Annotated in this window: 22 protein-coding genes and 1 pseudogene; 5 read left to right on the plus strand and 18 right to left on the minus strand. The window is 32.3% G+C overall.

The window, feature by feature from the left end:
• Nucleotides 1-24: 24 nt before the first annotated feature.
• Nucleotides 25-837, plus strand: coding sequence for a lecithin retinol acyltransferase family protein (locus tag B5S50_RS06045; RefSeq protein WP_065077815.1), 813 nt, complete (start codon nt 25-27; stop codon nt 835-837).
• On the opposite strand, the gene moaA is transcribed toward B5S50_RS06045, so the two are convergent.
• Complete coding sequence (moaA, locus tag B5S50_RS06050) at nt 838-1,806, minus strand: GTP 3',8-cyclase MoaA (protein WP_065077814.1); 969 nt, start codon at nt 1,804-1,806, stop codon at nt 838-840.
• A 248-nt stretch (nt 1,807-2,054) separates the two neighbouring features.
• Nucleotides 2,055-2,531 carry a spore coat protein gene (locus B5S50_RS06055; RefSeq protein WP_065077813.1) on the minus strand — a complete coding sequence of 159 codons (477 nt, stop codon included), beginning with the start codon at nt 2,529-2,531 and terminating at the stop codon, nt 2,055-2,057.
• 582 nt (nt 2,532-3,113) lie between these two features.
• Between B5S50_RS06055 and B5S50_RS06060 the strand changes: the two genes are divergently transcribed.
• The 3 genes from B5S50_RS06060 to B5S50_RS06070 are packed head-to-tail and all read left to right on the plus strand — an operon-like array spanning nt 3,114 to nt 4,190.
• On the plus strand, nt 3,114-3,311 hold the full coding sequence (locus B5S50_RS06060) for a spore coat associated protein CotJA (protein ID WP_065077812.1): 198 nt from the start codon (nt 3,114-3,116) through the stop codon (nt 3,309-3,311).
• Nucleotides 3,312-3,350: 39 nt separating this feature from the next.
• Nucleotides 3,351-3,605: a spore coat protein CotJB gene (locus B5S50_RS06065; RefSeq protein WP_065077811.1), complete on the plus strand. Its 255-nt coding sequence runs from the start codon at nt 3,351-3,353 to the stop codon at nt 3,603-3,605.
• A 12-nt stretch (nt 3,606-3,617) separates the two neighbouring features.
• Complete coding sequence (locus B5S50_RS06070) at nt 3,618-4,190, plus strand: manganese catalase family protein (protein WP_065077810.1); 573 nt, start codon at nt 3,618-3,620, stop codon at nt 4,188-4,190.
• 47 nt (nt 4,191-4,237) lie between these two features.
• Here B5S50_RS06070 and B5S50_RS06075 read toward each other — a convergent pair whose 3' ends face one another.
• The 7 genes and pseudogenes from B5S50_RS06075 to B5S50_RS06105 form a co-directional block, all read right to left on the minus strand.
• Nucleotides 4,238-4,441 (minus strand): NAD(P)-dependent oxidoreductase, encoded by a 204-nt coding sequence (locus B5S50_RS06075; protein WP_065077809.1) that lies wholly within the window; start codon nt 4,439-4,441, stop codon nt 4,238-4,240.
• Nucleotides 4,425-4,523, minus strand: a pseudogene (locus B5S50_RS06080) (D-2-hydroxyacid dehydrogenase); the annotation flags it as partial. The pseudogene B5S50_RS06080 and the gene B5S50_RS06075, both read right to left, overlap by 17 nt.
• A gap of 152 nt (nt 4,524-4,675) precedes the next feature.
• Nucleotides 4,676-5,251: a transposase gene (locus tag B5S50_RS06085; protein ID WP_065079513.1), complete on the minus strand. Its 576-nt coding sequence runs from the start codon at nt 5,249-5,251 to the stop codon at nt 4,676-4,678.
• Complete coding sequence (locus tag B5S50_RS06090) at nt 5,214-5,753, minus strand: winged helix-turn-helix domain-containing protein (protein ID WP_217301872.1); 540 nt, start codon at nt 5,751-5,753, stop codon at nt 5,214-5,216. Before B5S50_RS06090 ends, B5S50_RS06085 begins: the two co-directional genes overlap by 38 nt.
• Before the next feature lie 101 nt (nt 5,754-5,854).
• Entirely contained in the window at nt 5,855-6,307 is a 453-nt protein-coding gene (locus tag B5S50_RS06095) for a hypothetical protein (RefSeq protein ID WP_065079326.1), read from the minus strand.
• Nucleotide 6,308: 1 nt separating this feature from the next.
• Nucleotides 6,309-7,112, minus strand: a complete 804-nt coding sequence (locus B5S50_RS06100) for a DUF3100 domain-containing protein (RefSeq protein ID WP_065079325.1) — start codon at nt 7,110-7,112, stop codon at nt 6,309-6,311.
• A 42-nt stretch (nt 7,113-7,154) separates the two neighbouring features.
• Complete coding sequence (locus tag B5S50_RS06105; RefSeq protein ID WP_217303359.1) at nt 7,155-8,471, minus strand: peptidase dimerization domain-containing protein; 1,317 nt, start codon at nt 8,469-8,471, stop codon at nt 7,155-7,157.
• 499 nt (nt 8,472-8,970) lie between these two features.
• Here B5S50_RS06105 and B5S50_RS06110 point away from each other — a divergent pair, with 499 nt between their 5' ends.
• On the plus strand, nt 8,971-10,974 hold the full coding sequence (locus tag B5S50_RS06110) for an FAD-dependent oxidoreductase (protein ID WP_065079323.1): 2,004 nt from the start codon (nt 8,971-8,973) through the stop codon (nt 10,972-10,974).
• A 117-nt stretch (nt 10,975-11,091) separates the two neighbouring features.
• On the opposite strand, the gene B5S50_RS06115 is transcribed toward B5S50_RS06110, so the two are convergent.
• From B5S50_RS06115 to B5S50_RS06155, 9 genes are all read right to left on the minus strand, one after another.
• Nucleotides 11,092-11,421: a hypothetical protein gene (locus B5S50_RS06115; protein ID WP_065079322.1), complete on the minus strand. Its 330-nt coding sequence runs from the start codon at nt 11,419-11,421 to the stop codon at nt 11,092-11,094.
• A 165-nt stretch (nt 11,422-11,586) separates the two neighbouring features.
• Entirely contained in the window at nt 11,587-12,888 is a 1,302-nt protein-coding gene (gene oxlT / locus B5S50_RS06120) for an oxalate/formate MFS antiporter (protein WP_065079321.1), read from the minus strand.
• Between the two features lie 148 nt (nt 12,889-13,036).
• Nucleotides 13,037-13,981, minus strand: a complete 945-nt coding sequence (locus B5S50_RS06125) for an oxalate oxidoreductase subunit beta (protein ID WP_217303360.1) — start codon at nt 13,979-13,981, stop codon at nt 13,037-13,039.
• Nucleotides 13,982-14,000: 19 nt separating this feature from the next.
• Nucleotides 14,001-15,191 (minus strand): oxalate oxidoreductase subunit alpha, encoded by a 1,191-nt coding sequence (locus B5S50_RS06130; protein ID WP_065079331.1) that lies wholly within the window; start codon nt 15,189-15,191, stop codon nt 14,001-14,003.
• A 31-nt stretch (nt 15,192-15,222) separates the two neighbouring features.
• Nucleotides 15,223-15,516, minus strand: coding sequence for a 4Fe-4S binding protein (locus B5S50_RS06135; RefSeq protein WP_063599908.1), 294 nt, complete (start codon nt 15,514-15,516; stop codon nt 15,223-15,225).
• A gap of 30 nt (nt 15,517-15,546) precedes the next feature.
• Nucleotides 15,547-16,185, minus strand: a complete 639-nt coding sequence (locus B5S50_RS06140) for an oxalate oxidoreductase subunit delta (RefSeq protein ID WP_065079330.1) — start codon at nt 16,183-16,185, stop codon at nt 15,547-15,549.
• Between the two features lie 60 nt (nt 16,186-16,245).
• A complete protein-coding gene (locus B5S50_RS06145; RefSeq protein ID WP_217303361.1) occupies nt 16,246-18,357 on the minus strand; it encodes an AAA family ATPase in 2,112 nt (703 codons plus the stop codon).
• A gap of 849 nt (nt 18,358-19,206) precedes the next feature.
• Nucleotides 19,207-19,887, minus strand: coding sequence for a GntR family transcriptional regulator (locus tag B5S50_RS06150; protein ID WP_065078691.1), 681 nt, complete (start codon nt 19,885-19,887; stop codon nt 19,207-19,209).
• 307 nt (nt 19,888-20,194) lie between these two features.
• Entirely contained in the window at nt 20,195-21,889 is a 1,695-nt protein-coding gene (locus tag B5S50_RS06155; protein ID WP_065078690.1) for a methyl-accepting chemotaxis protein, read from the minus strand.
• Between the last annotated feature and the right edge of the window lie 241 nt (nt 21,890-22,130).

The following is a 22,130-nucleotide window of genomic DNA, read 5'->3' on the forward strand; positions in this document are numbered from 1 at the left end:
GAAATAGCATAAAGGATGTTTTAAATGAAAAATCACTTTTTTATAAAATTAATATCTATATTTATAATAATTGCTGTTAGTTTTTTAGGATATAAAATTTATACTTTAAATAATAAAACTACAACCATTTATAAATACAGCCAAATTCAAATACCTTTAAAAGATAAAATTATATGGGATGACACCTCTATAAAAAACATTTCTGTAAAAAATAAAAACAATGAAACTATGGATACTTATGTTTTTCCATCTGTGGATGGCAAAACTCTTTTTATAAATCCACCTATAGATGGTTTTTACGAAGATGATAAAATTTGTGTTACTTTATCTCCTAACTTACATTTTAAAAATTATAAAATGACGGAAGAAAAGAAGTTATATTTTCAGGTGAAGAATGGAAATGATATTACCCTATCCAAGGTACATAAGGAGCCTCAATATGGAGATATACTAGGCACTGAAGATACCTTTATGGGATATCAATATACACATTATGGAATATATGTAGGTAATAATAAAGTTATTCATTACTGTAGTACTACGGGTAACTCTAAAGATGCTAGGATAGGAGAAACAGACATATCTCCTTATTTTAGGAAAGGACATTACTTTATTTTAAACATAAAAGGTAGTTCACAATTTAATTCAAAAGAAACCGTTAAAAGAGCAGAGATGCGAGAGGGTGAAAGAAGTTATAATTTATTACAAAATAACTGTGAACATTTTGTAATTTGGGCTAAAACAGGTTATTCAAGATCCTACCAGATAGACAGCCTGTCCCAAGAAAAATTAGCCCAACTCAAAATATTCACAGCCATGGGTATAAACTTACAGTAATCAACCACCTATTTGATACATCATCTTCTTACTTTCACTTTTATGTTTAGAACTCATATTGTGCTCCTCAGGTTTTCCTAGTATTCCTCGTTTTAATTCTTCCAAGAGGAGTTTTTCGTCATTTAAGCAGTGTTTTAAATTTATAACTTTATCCGAGTGAAGACATGGTTTTAAATCTCCTATAGAAGTAAGTCTTAGTCTATTACAGTCTTTACAAAATTTACAGCTCATTGGACTTATAAAGCCTATGTTTCCCTTATATCCTCTCACCTTATATAAGGAAACAGTACTACTTTTAGAAGTAGGCTGGGAAATTACATCAAAATTATCCTCAATTTGCTTTAAAACAACTTCTGAAGAAAGGTTATCATTCTCGTATAATTTTTTTCCTTCTCCTATAGGCATAAGTTCAATAAATCTAATATCTACTGGTAAATTCTTTGTAAACTCCACAAAATCCATAATTTCAGTATCATTAAAACCCTTTAATAAAACTGTATTTATTTTAACAGGAGTCAATCCTATACTTAAACATTTGTCAATAGATTTTAACACTGCATCCAAGTTTCCACACCTTGTTATAAATTTATACTTATCTGCTTTTAAGGTATCTAAACTTATGTTTACCCTTTTTAATCCTGCTTCTTTTAGCTTATCTGCCATATCACAGAGCAGTATCCCATTAGTAGTAATGGCCACATCGGTAATTCCTTTTATACTGGCAGTTTCCCTTATTAAATACTCTATATCTTTCATTATAAGAGGTTCTCCGCCAGTATACCTTATTTTATTTATTCCAAGAGTTGCTGCTGCTTTAATGATTTTTAATATATCTTCGAATCTTAATAAATCACCATAAGGCCTTTTTACTATTCCTTCCTTTGGCATACAATAGATGCATCTTAAATTACACCTATCTGTCAGTGAAATCCTAAGGTAGTTTATATTTCTTCCATAGCTATCTTTCATACAATCAATCCCCCTAAGTCACTATTATTAATTTTTTATATCTATTACGCTTCACCGCATAATTCAATTATACATGAAATTGTTTACAATTGTTAGTTCTATACTCCAAATTTAAAATTTCTCTATACTTTCCTTATGAGCTTTATATAGCTGGAAATTAATAAAGATTTAAACTTTAATTAACTTCCAGCTTTATTTGTATATAAAAAATTAGTGAACAACTTCATTAAAATCAGGTGAACGTACTCTTACTGAACCTTATACATGCCCTTGCTTTCCATATATTTATAAATGGATTCCCCATGCTGCTGTTCTTCTTTTTGTATATGGTTTAATACATTTCGAACATTCGTATCTCTAAATTCAAATATGGCTACATTATAAGCTCCTGAAATATATTTTTCTGCCATAAGCATATCCTTACACATATCCTCGTCACGTACTTCACACATACCTACAGGTGGCATAGACGAGCTAGCTATACCTGCTGTATTCATTTTATTTGTACCTTGATTACTGTTTAAATTAGGTACCTCACCGCCCAAAATACAGTTAATAGAATTTAAATGTTCTTGCTCAACTGATGCATTATTTATGAATAGCTGTTTCAACTGTGAATCCTTTGTTTGATTAGCATAGTTTGTATATTTTTGTATACACATGGATTCATGACTTTTTTCATCTTCTAAAAGCATTCTTTCTTTATTGCTTAAAGTTATTGTCATAAAAAACACCTCCAAAATTATTTTGTATAATCAGGAGTGAATTTATACAAAAATGCTTCAAATAAAAAAATATAATTTCATTTGAAGCAAAAAAAACGTTTTAACCGTCTAAATAAATAGGAAGGTTTATGCAAACTCCTATAAAATACAAAAATATATAATTGGAGGGTACACAAATTATATAGTAAAAATACTACAGAAGCTTACACAAACTTGTTTACCAAATACGTGATTATTCAATTTCAGTCACTATATTTTAATACTATTAACAAGATGATTATACCATTAAACATCAGTATTTAAAACCTTTATTATAAATTTTGCAAAGCAATTTATCCGATGGCTAGCAGCCGTAATACCCCCATCTTCTTACAAAGTGGGGGTATTACGGCTGCTACGCCCCTGGATAACGATTTTCCCTAAAGGATAACGCCTTCTAAGTGCTAAAGCACTAAGAATCCTGTTAATAAGTTTCAGATGGAGAAAAAACTCCACCTGAAACCAAAAACTCTGTTTATATTAACACAATTTATTTGGTATTGAATATATTATCATTGTAAAGAGACTTAAGAGGTGAAAATAGTGTATTCAAAATTTGTTCCACATGTGAACTCAAGATCAATGCCATCTACTAGCTTTCCTCCTAATTCAGGTAAAAGATTAGCAAGGGCTTATGTTCCTATGCAGCCTTATATTGGACTGCTTCCTTTAAATATAGCATTAAAGAAAGGTACCATATTCCCAAATTTAGTTATGCCTTTCCCTGAAAACGAAGATTAAATAGCAGTCATTTAACTGATTATACGAGGAGGTAATAACATGAATGATCGTAAAAAGCTATTAGATGAAATTCGCCAGCTTGAATTTTCCACAGTAGATTTAAATTTGTATCTAGATAATTTTCCTGATAATAAGAAAGCTCTGTCTGATTACAATATGTTCACAAATCAACTCATTCGTTTAAAAAGGAACTATGAAGACAGATTTGGTATTTTAACTAACTTTGGATATTCCGAGAGCCAGTTTCCATGGACTTGGATAAACGAACCCTGGCCTTGGGAATGTGGCGAATAGGAGGCTTAGCATATGTGGATTTATGAAAAAAAATTACAGTATCCTGTAAAAATTAAAACAAAAGATATTCAAATGGCTAAATATCTTACTGCTCAATACGGAGGGCCAGATGGAGAATTAAGTGCTGCTATCAGATATTTAAATCAACGTTATACTATGCCCAGCGGCAGTACTAAAGGACTACTTACAGATATAGGAACTGAAGAGTTAGCCCACGTTGAAATTATAGCTGCCATGATATATCAACTGCTAAAAGACGATACCATAGATGAACTTAAGGAAGCAGGATTAGCTTCCCACTATACCCAACATGGCAGGGCTACTTTTCCTCAAGATGCTAATGGCGTTCCATGGACATCCGCTTACATCCAAGCTACAGGAGATCCTATAACAGATTTACACGAAGATATGGCAGCTGAGCAAAAGGCTAGAACAACTTATGAACATCTTATAACTCTAACAGACGATCCAGATGTAATAGGTGTGCTTAAATTTTTATGGGCAAGAGAAATTGTTCACTTTCAACGTTTTGGTGAAGCTCTTGTACATGTACAAGATAATATGGATTCTAAAAGGTGTTTCTAAATTTCACCTAAATGAGGACATATCTGAAAATTATTTTCAGATATGTCCTAACTTTTTTTACCTATTATTTGTTTACCACATTTACAGGAGTTCCTTCTAAAAATTTTTCTAGATTCTCTGCTGCAATGTCCATAAGGCTCTGTAGATACTACATCTAAAGCTGCTCCAGAAATTTTTCCTCTATTTAATGCCTCTGCTAAATCTTCCTCTACAATTATTACCGTTATCATGTGAAGTACGATCATAGACATTTAAATCTCCAAGCTTTTCAAGGGGTTCCCAGCTCATATCTCCGGGATTTAATGTATATCCATCCAATACAACAATTTTCATGCTAACTCTCCTCATAATTATAAATTTTCTAAGTATAAAATAATTATAAGTATTTTAACCTAAAAAATAAACTTATACACAGAAATATTTTTGCGTATAAGTTTATTTTTCGTTTAGATACTCTATATAGGGTTTCTAAGTGATAATTTAACTTATACTAGGAAACTTCTAGCATAAGCTAATGAATGAATCTTAGCAAAATTAGAATTAAGTTCGTCAAAAAGAATTTTAATATCTGATACTAATTCCCATATACAACTTCTAGCAGATGGTTTAAACAACTTTGCTTTTAGGTTTCTCCACATATTTTCTTGAGGGTTCATATATGGGGAATACCTTGGTAGAAGTACTACCTTCAATTTATCTTTGTTATCATAGTAAAAGCTTTGCATTAGCTTACTTGTATGGGTTTTAGCATTATCCATAAATATTACAATTTTTTTATTAGGATTAAGTTCCATCAGATATTCTATATGCGACTTAATTTTTTCAGATGTTATAGATTCTTGGGAAGAATAAACATCATTGACAGTATGAAAATTATTTAAAATTGAAGTAGACCCTACAATATTTACCCCTTTATGCGAAGCATTCTTCTCTAGTATAGGGGGATTACCTACAGGGCTCCAAGATGAATAGTTGTCCGACTCTATGCTGATACCAGTCTCATCTAATGCATATACAATAGTATCAGATGAAGACTCTAAAGTATCTAGCAGTTTTGGCATTTTTTTTAAAAGCTTCTTGTTCATCTTTATCAGCTTTTGTAGGTTTAGGTTGAGATCTTTTATAAGATATATTATGAGATATTAAAATGGATCTGATAGTTTCATTACAAACTTTTACTCCATATGTTTTTTCAACATATAGAGCTAAAAGCGCTAAAGTCCAAGTATGACATGTAAAATCAAAATCTATAGGGGATTTTTTTAGAACTACGTCTATAAGATCATCAACTATTTCTGGTTCTAATTTAGCTTCACTACCGCCACGATGATCTTTTATAGCTTTGATGCCAACTTCGTTCCAATTTTTAATATGTTTAACTATAGATACTTTACTTAGACCTGTTTCTATCATAATATCTCTATTTGAGCATCCTCGATATCTCATAGTAACCACAGCTAATACTAATCTAGTAAATTTAGAATTCGTAGTGTTTTTTAGCTCAATTAAATCTTCAATTTTATAATCATACAGTGATTCTATTTCAAATGATTTTCTTCCCATAATTAAAACTCCTTTCTCCGTACATTTAGTATTTGGAGAAGAATTTTAATTATTCTGTATAAGTTAATATTTTAGTTAGAAACCCTATAATTATAAAAAATCTATATTTGTCCTGTAGCTTTTAAAACAATTTGTGCAATCATAGTAGCAAAAACAAAAGTGCCTGTGTAAACAGTTAATGCTACAATAATTATCTTCCAACTTAAGGATTTAAAAAGTTTTAAATCCTTGCCCAAAGACAAACCGGCAAAAGCTAAAACTGGAGTAGTAAGAGCAATCATATCTATTTTTTCTAAATACTGTTTGTCCAAAAAAGCACCATAGGGATTAAGAGGGCTTGTAACCAAAACAGCTACTATAGATACCCAAAACACTGTAGGAATATTAGCAGGTACAATTTTTTTAATTATAATACCAATTAAAGTAATAGCTACTAATATAGCCATACCGATAATTCCTATCTTTAAAGGAACCTTATTTTTTATAGTATTGCCTATTAAAGCAATTATTCCAACCCAAAATAAAATAAATGCTTCCTGAATAAGTCTTTTCATGCTACATTTCCCCTCTCTTTTTGCTGCTTCTTCCGATTTTAGGTTCTAACCAATCATATAATTTATTGGCAACTGGTAAAGAAACAAATAGTGTAAAATATATTCCCACTATAGTTGTTATTAAATTAGATGCTGCTGCAAAACTAGCTATTTCCTTAGCCTTTGCAGGGAAAACAGCAGTAATAGCTCCTGAAGCTGCAGCCATCATACTTCCAGATCCTACCCCTGATCCCATAGCTAGTGCCAATGGATTAAATATTTTTACTGATCCAATATATCCAGCAAGAAGTCCTATATAAATTGCACCAAATAAAGTTCCACAAATATAAATTCCCATTACTCCACGTCCTTCTGGAGAATCCATACCATACTTTTCTGCAATAATTGCAATATTAGGTTCACGATCAATAGAGAAAGTAGCTCCTACTGCTTCACGTTTAAGTCCAAGTAAAAGAGCAATTGGAAGTCCTAAAATTACTGTACCTAAAAAGTGACCGAGTTCCTGGAAACAAAGTGCCCATCCTGATTTAACCAACATAACAATAGAAGGTCCCATTGTAGCACCTATTTTTGCAACAAATAATATTACTACAATTCCCATAATATCATTTGATAGCTTCATTTCATCTTCCGACATAATTTTTAACTTAGGTAAACTTATAATTATTCCGATAACTAATGCATAAAGCATTGGTAAAAACACAAGATATCCTGGTCCTAGTTTTATTTTCTTTTGACCTATTAGCTCTGTTACTACAACTAATATAAGAGCTAGGATAAAAATTTTAAAATACTTTTTTAACATTATTTTGCCCCCTAATAATTTTTTAGCTAAAATGAATTTATGTTAATTATTAAACTCATCCATTATCTTTAAATATTCTTCCTTAGAAAACTTAGGCTTGAAATTTTTTACTATATTTTTACCTTTTTCCGCACCATTAACTAAAAGATCTATTACTGTCATTGCAAATAACTTAGCTGGCAGAATACAAGCTGCCCTATAATCCTCTACATTAAATTCCTTTGAATGTAAGTTTCCACTTACACCGCCTACATAAGGGTGTATGCTTGGTATTAACTGAGATATATCTCCCATGTCTGTTGAAGCAAAAAAATGTCCTCCATCTAAAATGCTTTCCTCAGGAAGAAATCCCTTACAGTTACCTTTATATATATCATTTAATTTAGCACAGCACTCAAGAGGTAGATAACCTGGTATAGTTTTAATAACTGTTTTTGCACCTACTGCATCTCCCCCAGCTTTAAGCGCTCTATCAACTTTTTTGTTGGTTTTTACCATGGCATCTATAGTTCTTGCTCGCACATAGCTTTCAATTCTTACATCATCAGGAACGCTGTTTACTACATCTCCTCCTTTTGTAATAATAGGATGAAATCTTATATAATCTTCATCTCTAAAAGTTTCCCTAAGAGCATTTACACCCATTAATCCCAACATTGCTGCATTTAGCGCATTTACACCTTCATCTGGTGCTTCAGCAGCATGAGCTACTTTTCCTATATATTGTATTGTCTTTGCAACAAATCCATTGCTGGATTTACCTATTGAAACAGTAGGTTTAGGACTATTTTTTAGAGAGTGCATCATCATAGCTATATCTACATCATCAAATTCACCTTCATATATAAGCTGTTGTTTTCCTCCAAAAAAGTGAAGTTTTCCTTGCTTTCGAAGTTTTTCCCTGTAGTCAAATTCAATGCATTCCTCTGAAGGTACCGCAAAAAAAGTTACATTTCCATCTAACTTGTCTGAAATTCCAGAAAGCTTTAATCCTGCAGCAGCACCAATTAAAGCTCCTAGTTGAAGATGATGACCACAAGTATGAGCTGCCCCAGTTTCTGGATTTGAATTTTTATTTCCTCTACATATAACTGCATCTAACTCTCCAAGTACAGCTACATTTACACCTTCACACTGGTCTTTTAATTTTGCCTTCACTCCAGTTAAAGCAAGTCCATCTCGATAGTTCAAACCTATTTCGTCAAAAATTTCTTTTACTTTCTTTGATGTTTTCTGCTCCTTAAATCCTAATTCTGGTTCTTTTTCTACAGATTTTGCGAAACTTATTATTTTTTCTGTATTTTTTTCAATTGTACTACATACCAACTCCTTTAATTTTTTAATCTCTTCTTCTTCCATTATGTAATGCCCCCTAAATTTGATTTATCAAGTGATTCTTAGGTTCAGATGGAGTTTGTTTATAAGGAAATACCTTTTCTCCATCTGAACCTTAGAAGAACTTATCCAGGTGCGTAGCAGTGCTTATCTCCCCACTTTGAAGAAGATGGGGAGTTAGCAATGGTAGCAATCGGATAAATACAATTATAGCACATTTTATGACAAATTTATTTTCGGCAAAAAACGATATAAAAATTGCTACTTTAGTCTCGTTAATACTTTGTCAATTATAAATATGATTTTGTAATATTTTTTGTACTTAACTGTCTAATACATAGGATAATAAAGTAATATCTCAAAATAACGTTTAATTTATAATATTATATAAAAAATTTAAACTTTTTAACCGTAAATAGCCAGAATCTTTCGAATTTAATATTGATATTTTATTAACAATATTCTATCTTTAGTAGTATAATCAAGTAAATTAGGAAAAATAAATAGAGGGAGGTAAGTTATTATGAAAAATGAATCTTTGTTTCAACCTATTAAAATAGGGAAGATGGAAGTAAAAAATAAAATATCAATGGCACCTATGGGAGCTTTTGGACTTGTGGATAATGAAGGTTGCTATAATCAAAGGGCTATTGACTATTATGTAGAAAGAGCCAAAGGCGGTACTGGCCTTATTATAACAAGTATTACTAAAGTTGAAAATGAATTAGATAAGGTTGTACCAGGTATCATTCCTGTTATTTCAATAAACCCAGGAAGATTTCTAATGACATCCTCAGAGATGACAGAAAGAGTTCATGCTTATGGTGCAAAAATATTTTTGCAACTGACAATGGGCTTTGGAAGAAGCGGGGCTCCAGGAACACTTTTAACATCTCAACCTGTCTCTGCTTCAGATATTCCAAATTATTGGGATCCAACTGTTACCTGTCGAGCACTTACCACTTCAGAAGTAGAATGGATAGTTTCAAAGTTCATTGAAGGTGCAGATATTGCTCAAAAAGCAGGCTTTGATGGTGTTGAAATACATGCTGTACATGAAGGCTACTTGCTTGACCAGTTTACACTTTCCATATTCAATAGAAGAACAGATAAATATGGTGGAGATTTAAGAGGAAGACTCCAGCTCCCTATAGAAATAGTTCAGGGAATAAAAGCAAGGTTAGGAGATGACTTTCCAGTAGGCTTAAGATACAGCGTAAAAAGCTGCATAAAAGACTGGAGGCAGGGAGGGCTCCCAGATGAAGACTACGTTGAAAAAGGTCGTGACTTAAAAGAAGGCCTTAATGCAGCAAAAATCCTCGAAGCAGCAGGATATGATGAACTCAATACAGATGTAGGAACATATGATGCATGGTACTGGTCACATCCCCCTATTTACCAAAAGAACGGATTATATTTACCTTATACCAAAGAATTAAAAAAAGTTGTAAAAATTCCAGTTATAGTTGCAGGAAAATTAGGTATACCAGAGGATGCAGAAAAAGCTCTTGACGATGAAGCAGCAGATATGGTTGGACTTGGAAGGCCACTTCTAGCAGATCCATACTGGCCAAAAAAAGTTCTCTCAAATAATTCTGAAAGAATTCGTCCTTGTATTGGATGCCATACTGGATGTCTTGGCAGAGGATTTGAAGGAAAACCTTTGAGCTGTACAGTAAATCCAGCTGTCGGCAGAGAAAGGTATTATGAAATAAAACCTACACTTACACCAAAGAAAGTTATGGTTGTAGGAGGTGGAGTTGCCGGGATGGAAGCAGCTAGAATTATAAAAATGAGAGGACATGATGTTACAATTTATGAAGGTACAGATAAACTCGGCGGAGTGATCATTCCCGGTTCCGTACCTGATTTCAAAGTAGATGACAGAAGGCTAATTGATTGGTATAAGAATGAAATAAAGGAACTTGAAGTTAAAGTTAATTTCAATACAAAAGTAACAGAAGAACTTGTAGAAAAAGAAAAACCGGATGTAGTTATAATTGCAACTGGTGCAAAAGAAATTAAAATCAATGTTCCTGGTATAGAAAAAGATAAAGTTATAACAGCTGTGGAACTTTTAAATGGTACTAAAAAAGTTGGCAATAACGTACTTATTGTAGGTGGCGGACTTGTAGGCTGTGAAGCTGCACTTTATCTTGCAAAACAAGGTAAAAATGTTACCATTGTTGAAGCAAAAGATACAATATTAAGTGCAGGGAAACCAATTCCACATATGAACAAAATCATGCTTATAGATCTTTTGAATATGTATAACGTAAAAACCATTACAAGTAATTCACTGTTGGAAGTAACCGACAAAGGTGCAGTACTTATTAATAATAAATTTAAAAAACAAGAAGTATCTGCAGATACCGTCGCAATTGCCGTTGGATTTAAATCAGACAGAGAATTATACAACAAGCTTAACGGAAAGATAACTGACCTATACTTAATCGGAGATGCATACCAAGCTGCTAATATAATGGATGCAATTTGGAGTGCCAACGAAATTGCTCTCAACTGCTAAAATATAAATACTCTAAGCAAAAATTCAGAGAAGTAAGATTAATTTTTTTAGGGAATACAAGTATACTTTTTTTAATATCCTTGTATTCCCTGTTTTCATTTAGATTCAATATGTTTCTTATTGTAAAGTTATGTTTTTACCTGGTGGTGTAATTGCATTTGCAATATTTTCAATTGAGATATCTGTTATAGCTTTAAAAGGATTTCCCTGTTTGAACACAACGACTATGGGGGTTTCATCTTCACCAATTCCATATTCATCAGGTATATTTTGTCCGGTAATGTCCATTATACCGCAGCTTACACTACCATGGGTTTTTGAAAACTGCTCTATTACCTCAATCATCTTATCCTGATTTTCTACAGAAGGAGCATAAAAACCCACTGTAGAATAGAAACTGTCCTTTATGAACCCTTCAAAATTTTTATCATCTAATTTTTTTGTCATTAACTTTTCCCTCCATTCTAATAAATAATTTAATGTTAAATAGCACTTGGTATACCAAATACCATTGCAATTGCTTAAGTATTATGATATACTACAAGAAACAGAAGAAGTATCGGAAAAGCATATTCCCTATTAATAAAGTTTTACGGGGGCATATACTAAATGTTATGAAATCGTGACAGGTTTGTTTTCATTTGTGATGATTTCTTTTCTTTTAGGTTTTGGTATTTTAGGTAAAACTATCGACATTATAGATGCATATAATGAAAGTATAGCAGCAGCTGAAAATACAATATTCCACCCAAAGGAACTTGCAAGAAATACACCTAGGCCGCCACCTAGAAGTGATGCAGTTCCTTTGGCACTATTCAAAATTCCATAATTAGCAGCAGAGTATGTCGTTCCAAACATATCTGCGTTTACTGATGGGAACAGTGAAAAAGCCTCACCAAATGTAAACATTACACATGCTAAACATATCACATATAAAATGTTGCTTTTACTTCCTAATATCGGTAATAGAAATAGAAATATTGCATTTAATCCAAAACCGATAGCCATAGTTTTATATCGACCTATTTTATCTGAAATCCATCCCCAGAAAAATCTACTGGTTCCATTAGCAAAAGAATTCATAGTTACAGCCAGTGTTATATATGTAGCAGCAATGCCCATTCTTTTACCAAATGGTGTTGTATTAGCTGTTATTATAAGACCTCCAACATTAATACTAAAAAACATTGACCATGTAAGCCAAAAATGAGGAGTTCTTACCATTTCTGAAGGCTTGAATCCAATTTCTGATTGGTCCAATTTTGCAATTGCTTCCTTTTTCTCTTTTTTAGTAATAACCTTTGAACCAACAGGATAACGTAAAAGTATTGCTGCAATTACAATCACAATACCTTGAAGTATTCCTGTATATATAAATGGTACAGAAACATTTCCTTTTGATAGCATACGTGAAATTAATGGAATAAAAGGCATTGAACCCATTCCATATCCTGCTACTATTAGCCCAGAACAAAGACCTCGCCTATCCGGAAACCATCTAACTGCTATACTCACACTTCCGCCATAAACAATTCCTGCTCCAATTCCAGCTAATGCATAGAAAAAATAAATACCAGTAACTGAATGAGTTTGGCCCATCATACTCCATCCTATGCCAACTAAGATACCTGCTAAGATAAACATCATGTTTGATCCAACCCTGTCGAGTAAATAACCAGCAATAGGTTGAGAAAAAGTTTGCATAATAATATATATTGTAAAAGCATATTGTATGACTACTAGAGAAGTACCTATATGTTTAGATAATGGAATTGAAAACAAAGTCCAAGAATATTGAAGATTTGCAATCATTACCATAGATACAAACGCAACAACAAGTTGAATCCAACGGTTACCAAGAATTGGTCCATATTCATTAATGCTTTTTGTCTTTATTTCATCAATATCAGACATGCATTTCTCCTCCTTTAAACTATATTCAGTTTTGTAAATTATTTAATATTAACCCCGGAACAATCTTTTGATTGATCCGAGGTTACATAATATAAATAATCTTATAATTATATTATTTTAGTAACTCACCCTTTATTTTAAGACTTTTTTATTCTATTGTTTGGGATATAGTATTTTCTACTCCAACTTCCTTCAAACGTTGATTTGCAAATTGTTGAAGCTTTTGGATATGTTCTGGCTGCAGGTGACTAAATCTCCCTTGATATTTAATATATTCACTAACTGGTTTGTATTTAGCTGGTTTTATAGTGAGCTTGTATTCACCATCAACAAGTTCGTACAGCTGTACCATTCCTGTTTCTACTGCTAATTTGGCAACTTTTACTGTCTTTTCTGCTGGGAAACTCCAGCCTTTTGGACATGGAGCATGAATGTAAAGGAAGGCAGGCCCTTCTGCATTGCAAGCTTTACGTACTTTATTCATTAAATCCACAGGATATCCTACTGAGGCAGTAGCTAAATATTTTAATTCTGGATGTCCATGTGCCATAATCTTTGTAATATCTTTAGGCATAAGTTTTCTACCTTCTGGAACTACAGGCCCTGCTGGTGTAAATGTAGTCCATGCACCATAAGGAGTAGTTGGAGAAGCTTGTATTCCTGTATTTGCGTAAGATTCATTATCATAACAGATAAATACTATATTATGTCCCCTATAAAAAGCTGCAGATAAAGATTGAATACCAATATCAGATGTACCACCATCACCGGCCATGACAATAATATTTGGATATTCTGCATCTGTTTTATGTTTTCTGATCATAGCTTTAAATGCGGCTGATATACCAGATGCAACTCCACCACCGTTTGTTATCTGTGCATGTATCCATGGAACATCCCAAGGACCACAGCCATAGCTTGTATTTGCAACATACATACAACCAGTAGGCCCAATGAAAATTGTATTTTTGCCTGCAGCTTTAGCAACCAATCTATACTGCAAAGCAGGACCGCAGCCTGCACAGGTACGGTGACCTGGAACATAATATTCTTCCACTGGTGCTTGTTTAATAGATTTAATTTGTTCTAACATTTAACTTTCCTCCCCTCATTTATAGTTCAAATGGTGCCCAATAGCTTTGTTTTTCAATTTTACCTGTTTTATTTACCTCTTTCAGTATGTTAAACATCTTGTAAAATTCATCATGGGTAATCATTGATCCACCTAAACCTGCAACAAATCCAACTGTTTTAACTTTTTCATCATTATTGTATAAAGCAGCTCTAGCTTCAGTAAGTAAAACTCCTGCTCCACATGAAATTCCAAAGTTTACTGAATTGTCAACTACACCTACAACTTTAAATCTTTTTAAACATTCTCTTACTTGTTTTGTTGGGAATGGACGTAAAGTACGTAACCTTACTACTCCAACCTTTTCTCCAAGATTACGAAGGTGCATCGCAACGTTTTTTGCTGTTTCAGTATGTCCACCTTGCATAAAGATAACTATTTCAGCATCGTCGGTCATATATTCTTCCAGCCATGGATCATATTTACGTCCAAAGGTTTTACCAAATTCATCATGAACTTCTTCAATTACTTTATAAGTACCCTCTACAGCTAAATGGCGCTGATATTGTGTACCAGGACCCATTTCAGGTTCCATTTGTGCACCAAGAATCTGAGGATTTCTTGTATCTAAAACATGGTGATTTTTATATGGTGGTAAAAATGAATTAACCTGTTCCTGTGATGGTACATCAACTTCGCCAAGTATGTGGGATACAAAATATCCATCTTGACAAGCATATTGAGGTAAAAGAACTCTAGGATCTTCACCTATACGATAGTACATAAGAGTCATATCCAAAGCTTCTTGAGGAGTGGATGCCCATCCTTGAATCCAGCCTTGGTCACGACAGCACATAGCATCTGTCTGTTCAGAACCAAAATCTCCTGGTGGATCTAATGTACGATCTGCAATTGCCATCTGAAGTGGCAGTCTTTCACCTGAAATTGGAGAATAAACTTCCATTGCATAAGTTACACCTACTCCTGAACTACCTGTAAATGCACGGGCACCAGCAGCTGAAGCTCCATAGACAACACTTAACTGTCCATGTTCACCTTCACCAAGAACAAATTCAGCATCTAATTCTCCATCTGCAACCATTCGTGCCAATTCTGACATAATTCCAGTATATGGACGAATTGGATAGGAACATATGACATCAACATTAGCTAACTTAACTGCGTTAGCTGTTGCAACACAACCAGACATTCTTTTTATATTAGTTTTCATTGTTTTAATTCACCTCCTGTTTAATATAAACTTAATCTTCAAAATCCAGTTCAGGAACTAAGCTTATTGCTCCAACCGGACACATCTCAGCACATAATCCACAACCTTTGCAATATTTCAAATTAAAATTAATGGGACTGTCTTTAGTCATAAGGTTGACACATGAATCAGGGCAGCTAATCCAACAAATCTGGCATTCTGTACATTTTTCAGCATCTAATATTGGTCTCCTTGTACGCCAATTTCCGGTGATCATTCCTTCATTTTCTTTTTGTGGTGATTTAACAGTTCCTGCAAAAGGAATCTTTTCATATGGTACAGCCATTTTACAGCACCTCCTCAATATTTTAATGTTTTATAAAGTATTCGCATCTACGACAACAGCTTGGTCATATGCTTTTTTAGCAGCACTCTTATTTACAACAATTTTTAATAAATCATCCATCTGCACAATTCCGGTACCTTTGACAATAGCAGCAGCTAATGCTGCACCCATACCTTTACCAATACCGGATGCATCTGTTGCACCTTCTGCCCCTGAAAGGGTAATAATGGATTTTGACAATTTATTGGCATCTATTGTTATTATCTTAGAAAGGTTTTCCGTATTTTTTTTAATAAATTTGAACAAATACTCAGGTGCCCTCTTAGTATTAATTACAAGAACAGCCCCAGGTCTAATTCCAGCTAAAATGTCAATCCCCTTAACAAGAGTTTCTTCTGTAAGTGCAACAATATCTGGAGTCTCATTTTCATAGACATATTTGGATTCGATTGGTTTAGGGCTAATTTTACCATAGGCCCTTACTGGAACATAGATACGGTCAGGGAGATCAACATAATTTTCCCAGGCTTGAACACACTTACCTTCTAGTGCAGCAGCTTCAGTTAGAGAGACAACTACATCACGAGCTTCTTTGTTTTCATACACTCCTCTTCCCCAAACTGTGATTTGCTTTAAATCTGGTTCGGCAAACAAATTTTTATTTGTCACTATTCTCCACCTTCTTTTTTAATAATTTAATACTTGGTAATGTACACAGCTGTAAAGCTGCTATTTGGGGGCAATCACCTCCTCAAATTTCTTTTTATGATTTACCTCAGCAATGGCTTGATTAAAGATTTTATCATCTATTTTAATCTTTAATCCTATCTTCATTGCTTGTGTAAGTGCTATAAATGAAGATTTATGACATAAAGTAGCCAGTTCTGCCCCAGTCATTCCCTTGGTGTTTTCAGCTAATTGCCTAAAATCTACACTTTCTGAAATAGGTAACTTTTGAGAATGGATTTTTAAAATAGCCTCCCTCTCATCTACATTTGGCAGCGGAATTTCTAGTATATATTCAAATCGTCCTTCTCGTAGTAAAACTGGATCAATTAGATTTATTCTATTTGTAGCAGCTAATACTATGACTTCATTAGATTTTTCTAGGTTATCAAATTCGAGTATAAGACGACTTATAAGCCTATCTGATAAATTATTTGCTGAATTAGATCTGTAGCTGCATATAGCATCGATTTCATCGAAAAACAAAATACAAGGAGAACTTTGTTTTGCTTTAATAAATATATCATGTAAAACCTTTTCAGCTTCCCCCATCCCATGAGATGCTAGAGTAAGTCCACTTATAGTAATAAAGTTTGCCTTTGTAGAATTACCAGCAGCTTTTGCAAGTAAAGTTTTTCCACTACCTGAGGGACCTGTCAATAAAATACCTTTTGGGAGGGTAAAATTATATTCTTTGCATAAATTGAGATCATGTAGTGGAAGCTCTATTAAAGTTTTTAAAGTATCTTTAACTTCTTCTAATCCTCCAATATTTTCCCACTTTACATCAGGGACTTCTGTACAATATTCACGAGTAGAAGAAGGTTGAATTTCTCGCAGAGCTTCAATAAAATTGTCCATAGAAACTTTAAATGGGGGAAGTATTTCATCTAATCCAACTTTCGATAATATATTACGTAAAGCTATCATACCAGCTTCTTTACATAAGGCTGAAAGATCTGATCCAACAAATCCATAGGTAATATCAGCTAACTCCTCTAATTTTACATCTTCGTCAAGAGGCATACCCTTTGTATGAATTTGTAATATTTTGAATCTTCCTTTTTTATCTGGAGGCATTATTGCAATTTCTTTATCAAATCTTCCTGCCCGCCTTAATGCAGGATCTAGTGAATCAGGTATATTGGTAGCACCGATTACGACAACTTGTCCTCGACTCTCTAAACCATCCATAAGTGCCAGAAGTTGTGCTACAACTCTCTTTTCAACTTCACCATGTACATATTCTCTTCTTGGTGCTATTGAATCAAGTTCATCAAGAAAAATTATACTTGGCGCTCTACTTTTAGCTTCCTTAAATATTTCTCTAATTTTTGCTTCGCTTTCACCATAAAACTTATTTATTATTTCAGGACCATTTACATGAATAAAATGAGCTTTCGTCTCTGATGCTATGGCTTTAGCTATTAAAGTTTTTCCTGTACCTGGAGGCCCGTAAAGCAAAATGCCTTTTGGTGCTTCAAATCCTAATTTTTTGAATATACTTGGATATTTAAAAGGAAGTTCTACAATTTCTCTTATTTTTTTAACTTCTTTGTTTAAACCTCCTATATCTTCATATGTAACTCTTGCTCGTACATCTCCAAGCTCCCCTTCTACAAAAATAAGATCAGTTTTTTCATCTATTTTCACTGGGCCAGATGGTGCTGTTCCACTTACATAAAACCCAACTTCATTGTGTCCAAAGATCATTAAAGACAATTCATCATCACTAATCATTGGAATTCCCTTAAGCATATTTCTAATTTCCTTTTTATCATCTTCTTTAGGTTTGAAAAATGTGTCTATGGGAGAAAGCATTATTTTGCGTGCTGTTTTCACTTCAGCTTTACTAATAGTTACAATATCATCAATGCCCATACCAGCATTTCTTCTAATAATTCCATCCATTTGAATAAGAGGCATTCCATAAATGGCGTTAAATGATGGATAAACTTTTGCTACAGTATTTCTTTTTCCTTTGATATTTACAAATTGTCCCGTATCCAATCCTAATAATTCCATATCTTCTCGATTCATGCGAATGATGCCTTTTCGAGAATCTTCAACTAAGCCTTCTTTAACTTTTAGCTTAATACTATTAAGTTGTACCATTTTGACATACACCTCTTTTTTTACTTTTAATAAACAGGATTCTTTAGCACTTAGAAGACGTTATCATTTAGGTAAAATGCGTTATCTAGGGACGCAGCTGATCACAACATACACTTGGGAAAATTCAATTAAATAAAATTGGGCTTTAGCATTTTTATTTAATTGAATTTGGTATACGGTATACCAAATTTGGATAAAAACATTTTAATGATATATTCTATATACATTGTTTAAAATTTGATTCATTATAAGTTTACAATATGAGATAAAAATATTAGAACGGATAATTATTAGATAAAGACCACTTAATTAAGAAAACATGATTATAATATTTATTACTGTGAAAAGTAATATATGATACTTGGTATATAATTTATTAATAGATTATATTGTGTCATATATTATTAAAAGCTTTAAATAATTGTGAAATGTTTTGAATGTTCAGATTTAACTGTTATATTTGTAATAATATATAAGTAATTTCTCTATATGAGTTTACTTACATATCCTACTAAATTTTCCGTAACTTTCAATCTAATACTATTAGGTTATACTATTTTGACATGCACCTCTTTTTACTTTTAATAAGAAAAATTGAAGTAACTACAATTTTTTTAGTAAAGTTAAACTTTGGTGTTTTTATTTTTTTAAATTGGTATACGGTATACCAATTCTAACTAAAAACATTTTAATTTCATCTCCACATTTATAGTATCACAAGTAATTAATGATTTCAATAGTTTACCTTAAAATATATTATTTATATAATCATACAAATAATACTAAAAAATCAGTAATTTTGCAGTCTGCACTATTTATAATATCCATTAAAATATTTTGAAAAAATTATTACTTTTTTTCAAAATATGCCATTTTTAAAAATGCCTCACTGGATTTCTCAACGTGTTTCTTAGCCGAATTATATGATCCATCACTATTATGTTGACGCAAATTTTTGATAATTTCACTATGCTCAGTAAAAGCTTCCTGAAGTCGACCAGGTTTTGTATAGGTTAGTTTTGTAAATTTACTAATGTACTCACGAAGTGTACTAACAAAATAATATAGATGTGGACTTTTTGCAGCCTTATAAATACTTTCATGAAATTTTCTATTTAGTGAAGTTGATTTGGCAACGTTTCCTTTTTGGTACTCTTCTAACATTTTATTATTAATAGAATCTAAACTTTTTAACTCAGGTTCTTTTATTTTTGACGCTGCAATACTACAGCTGAGAGCTTCTAATGATATTCTAATTACCTGAATTTCTTCTATATCTTCTTTAGTAAATCCAGAAACAACCACACCTTTGCGAGGGATATGAGTAACCAATTTCTCGATTTCAAGTTTTCTAATAGCTTCTCTTACTGGAGTCCTACTTATTCTTAATTGCTCTGCAATGTTACGTTCTACAAGACGCTGACCTGGTTCTAATTTCCCATCAAGAATAGCATTACGTAAGATAGAAAATACCGAATCTCTAATATAACCCGTATTATCAAACTTTATAGGTGAAAATTCATAAGCCACCTTATTTTACCTCCTTTATAATTTTGCTAATATTAAAATTTATTTTTTTATTTACTATATTAAGAAAATTATATCATTAATAGCTACTATATGTCAATTTGTACTAAATTTATTAAAATACTACAAATTTCTATGGTTTTCTACAGAATAAGTAATTTCAATAAGATATCATCAATTAACTCAAGTAGTTTATAATCCCCATAAAAAATAGTAAAAAGGATAACGCCTTCTAAGTGCTGAAGCACTAAGAATCCTGTTAATAAGCATCAGGTGGAGTCAAAACTCCACCTGATGCTTAGAACTCTGTTTATTCTTCTGTTTTGAACTTATTTACATTTTCCATTACATTATTGACAACATATAATAGCTTTTCAGCTGAATTAGTAACCTCTTCTGCAGAACTACTCAATTCCTCAGCTATGGCAGCTATATCTTTAGAAGATGTAGAAATTTCTTTTGCTGAAGAGGATGACGTCTCTAAATTATTTATTATAATAGATTTATTATTGTCAGCCTCTATCATAGATTTATTAACTAGATTTATTCCTGGCAGCAATTTTTCTATATCATCAATTATTACCCTAAAAGAACTTGCAATGTTGTTTACAATACCAATTTGATTTGAAAATTGACAATCTACATTTTTAGTATCAGCAACAACAGCAGTACTTTGATTAGAAACATTTTTTAAAAGTTCATTAATATTTTCAGATGAAATTTTTGACTGTTCTGCAAGAATCCTAATTTCATCTGCCACTACACTAAATCCCTTCCCAGCTTCTCCAGCCCTAGATGCTTCTATGGATGCATTCAATGCAAGTAAATTAGTCTGATCTGATATATCATTTATTAAATTTGTAATATCACTTATTTTATCAATATTAGCACCTAATCCTTGAATCTTTTCTGCAACAGATTTAAATTGAACATTTAAATCTGTTATTGATTTTATTAGTAAATTCACATCAGTACTGCTTTTCTTGGACTTTTCGCTAATATTATTTCCCATAACGCTAAATTCATTTATCATCTTAGTAGCATTTTCTATTCTTTTTCCAAATTCATCAAACACCTCTTCCATGCTTACAATATGGTAGGCTTGTTTTTCGGAATTTTCTGACACTTTATGAATGATTAAAGAAACATTTTCTGCAGACAGCGACATTTCTTTAGATATACTATATAAATCATCAGAACTTCCATGGGCATTACTTACATGTTCTTTTATATTTATTAAAATATTACTAACTTTTAACCTAAAATCATTTAAAGAATGCATTATTTGTTCGATTTCGTCCTTTGTCTTCAATTCCACATTCCCCTGCAAATTACCCTCACTCATATCTACTAATTTACTTTCAATTATGCCAATGTTATACTTTAATTTTTTTGAAAATAACCACACCGAAATTAGAGATATAATGACAGCAATTATGACTTGTAAGATGGAGAGATAAAAAAACAATTTTTTAATATTTTCAAATGTGGACACATCTTCATCCGCTCCAATGGCAGCTATAACTTGTCCAGATGAATTTTTTATTGGAGCATAAGCTGACATATAAGTTCCCCATTTATCTGACGATGGTTCGCTATCAACAGCAATACTACCATCAAAAGCACTGATCATTCCCCCCTGCATTTCGTAGTTTTCCAAATAACCTGCTGGATCAGGTGAAGCATCTATCAAAAATTGTGCAGTTTTATTGTCTTTTTTTATGTAAACATAAAAATTTTTGATATCTTTTTTTGCCTTGAACACTATCATAGAATTTAGTACTTCACCATATTCTTTAGAATTGTTAGATCTATCCTTTATAATTTTTTCTATCTTATTCTTGTCAATAATACTAACTGATTCTGTGATAGACTGTTTTGCTTTGTCTCTCAGTTGTGATTCCGCCCTTTTAAGTACAATAGTAGAACTTATCAAAGATATCGCTACAATAGCACCAACAACTACACATACTAACCTGAGAATTTTTACCCCAAGTTTGCTCATAATTTTAAAATTTCCCCCCCTAGCTTAAATGAAATCTATTAATGCTTTTACTATTAAATTAAAAATATATGCTTGTAAATATTATACCTTGTTATAATATTTAAGTCACCAATAAAAATTTGTAAAAGATGCCTCTAACTTCAATAGTATTGTATTTTAAATATTTTGCATATAAGGCTTAATACTCTTTACTTAACCTTATCAAAATATCCTGAGTATAAGTCGATCTTTCGTTTAGAAA

Origin of the sequence: Clostridium sp. 001 (assembly GCF_019056555.1) — a bacterium.
Lineage (GTDB): Bacteria > Bacillota > Clostridia > Clostridiales > Clostridiaceae > Clostridium_B > Clostridium_B ragsdalei.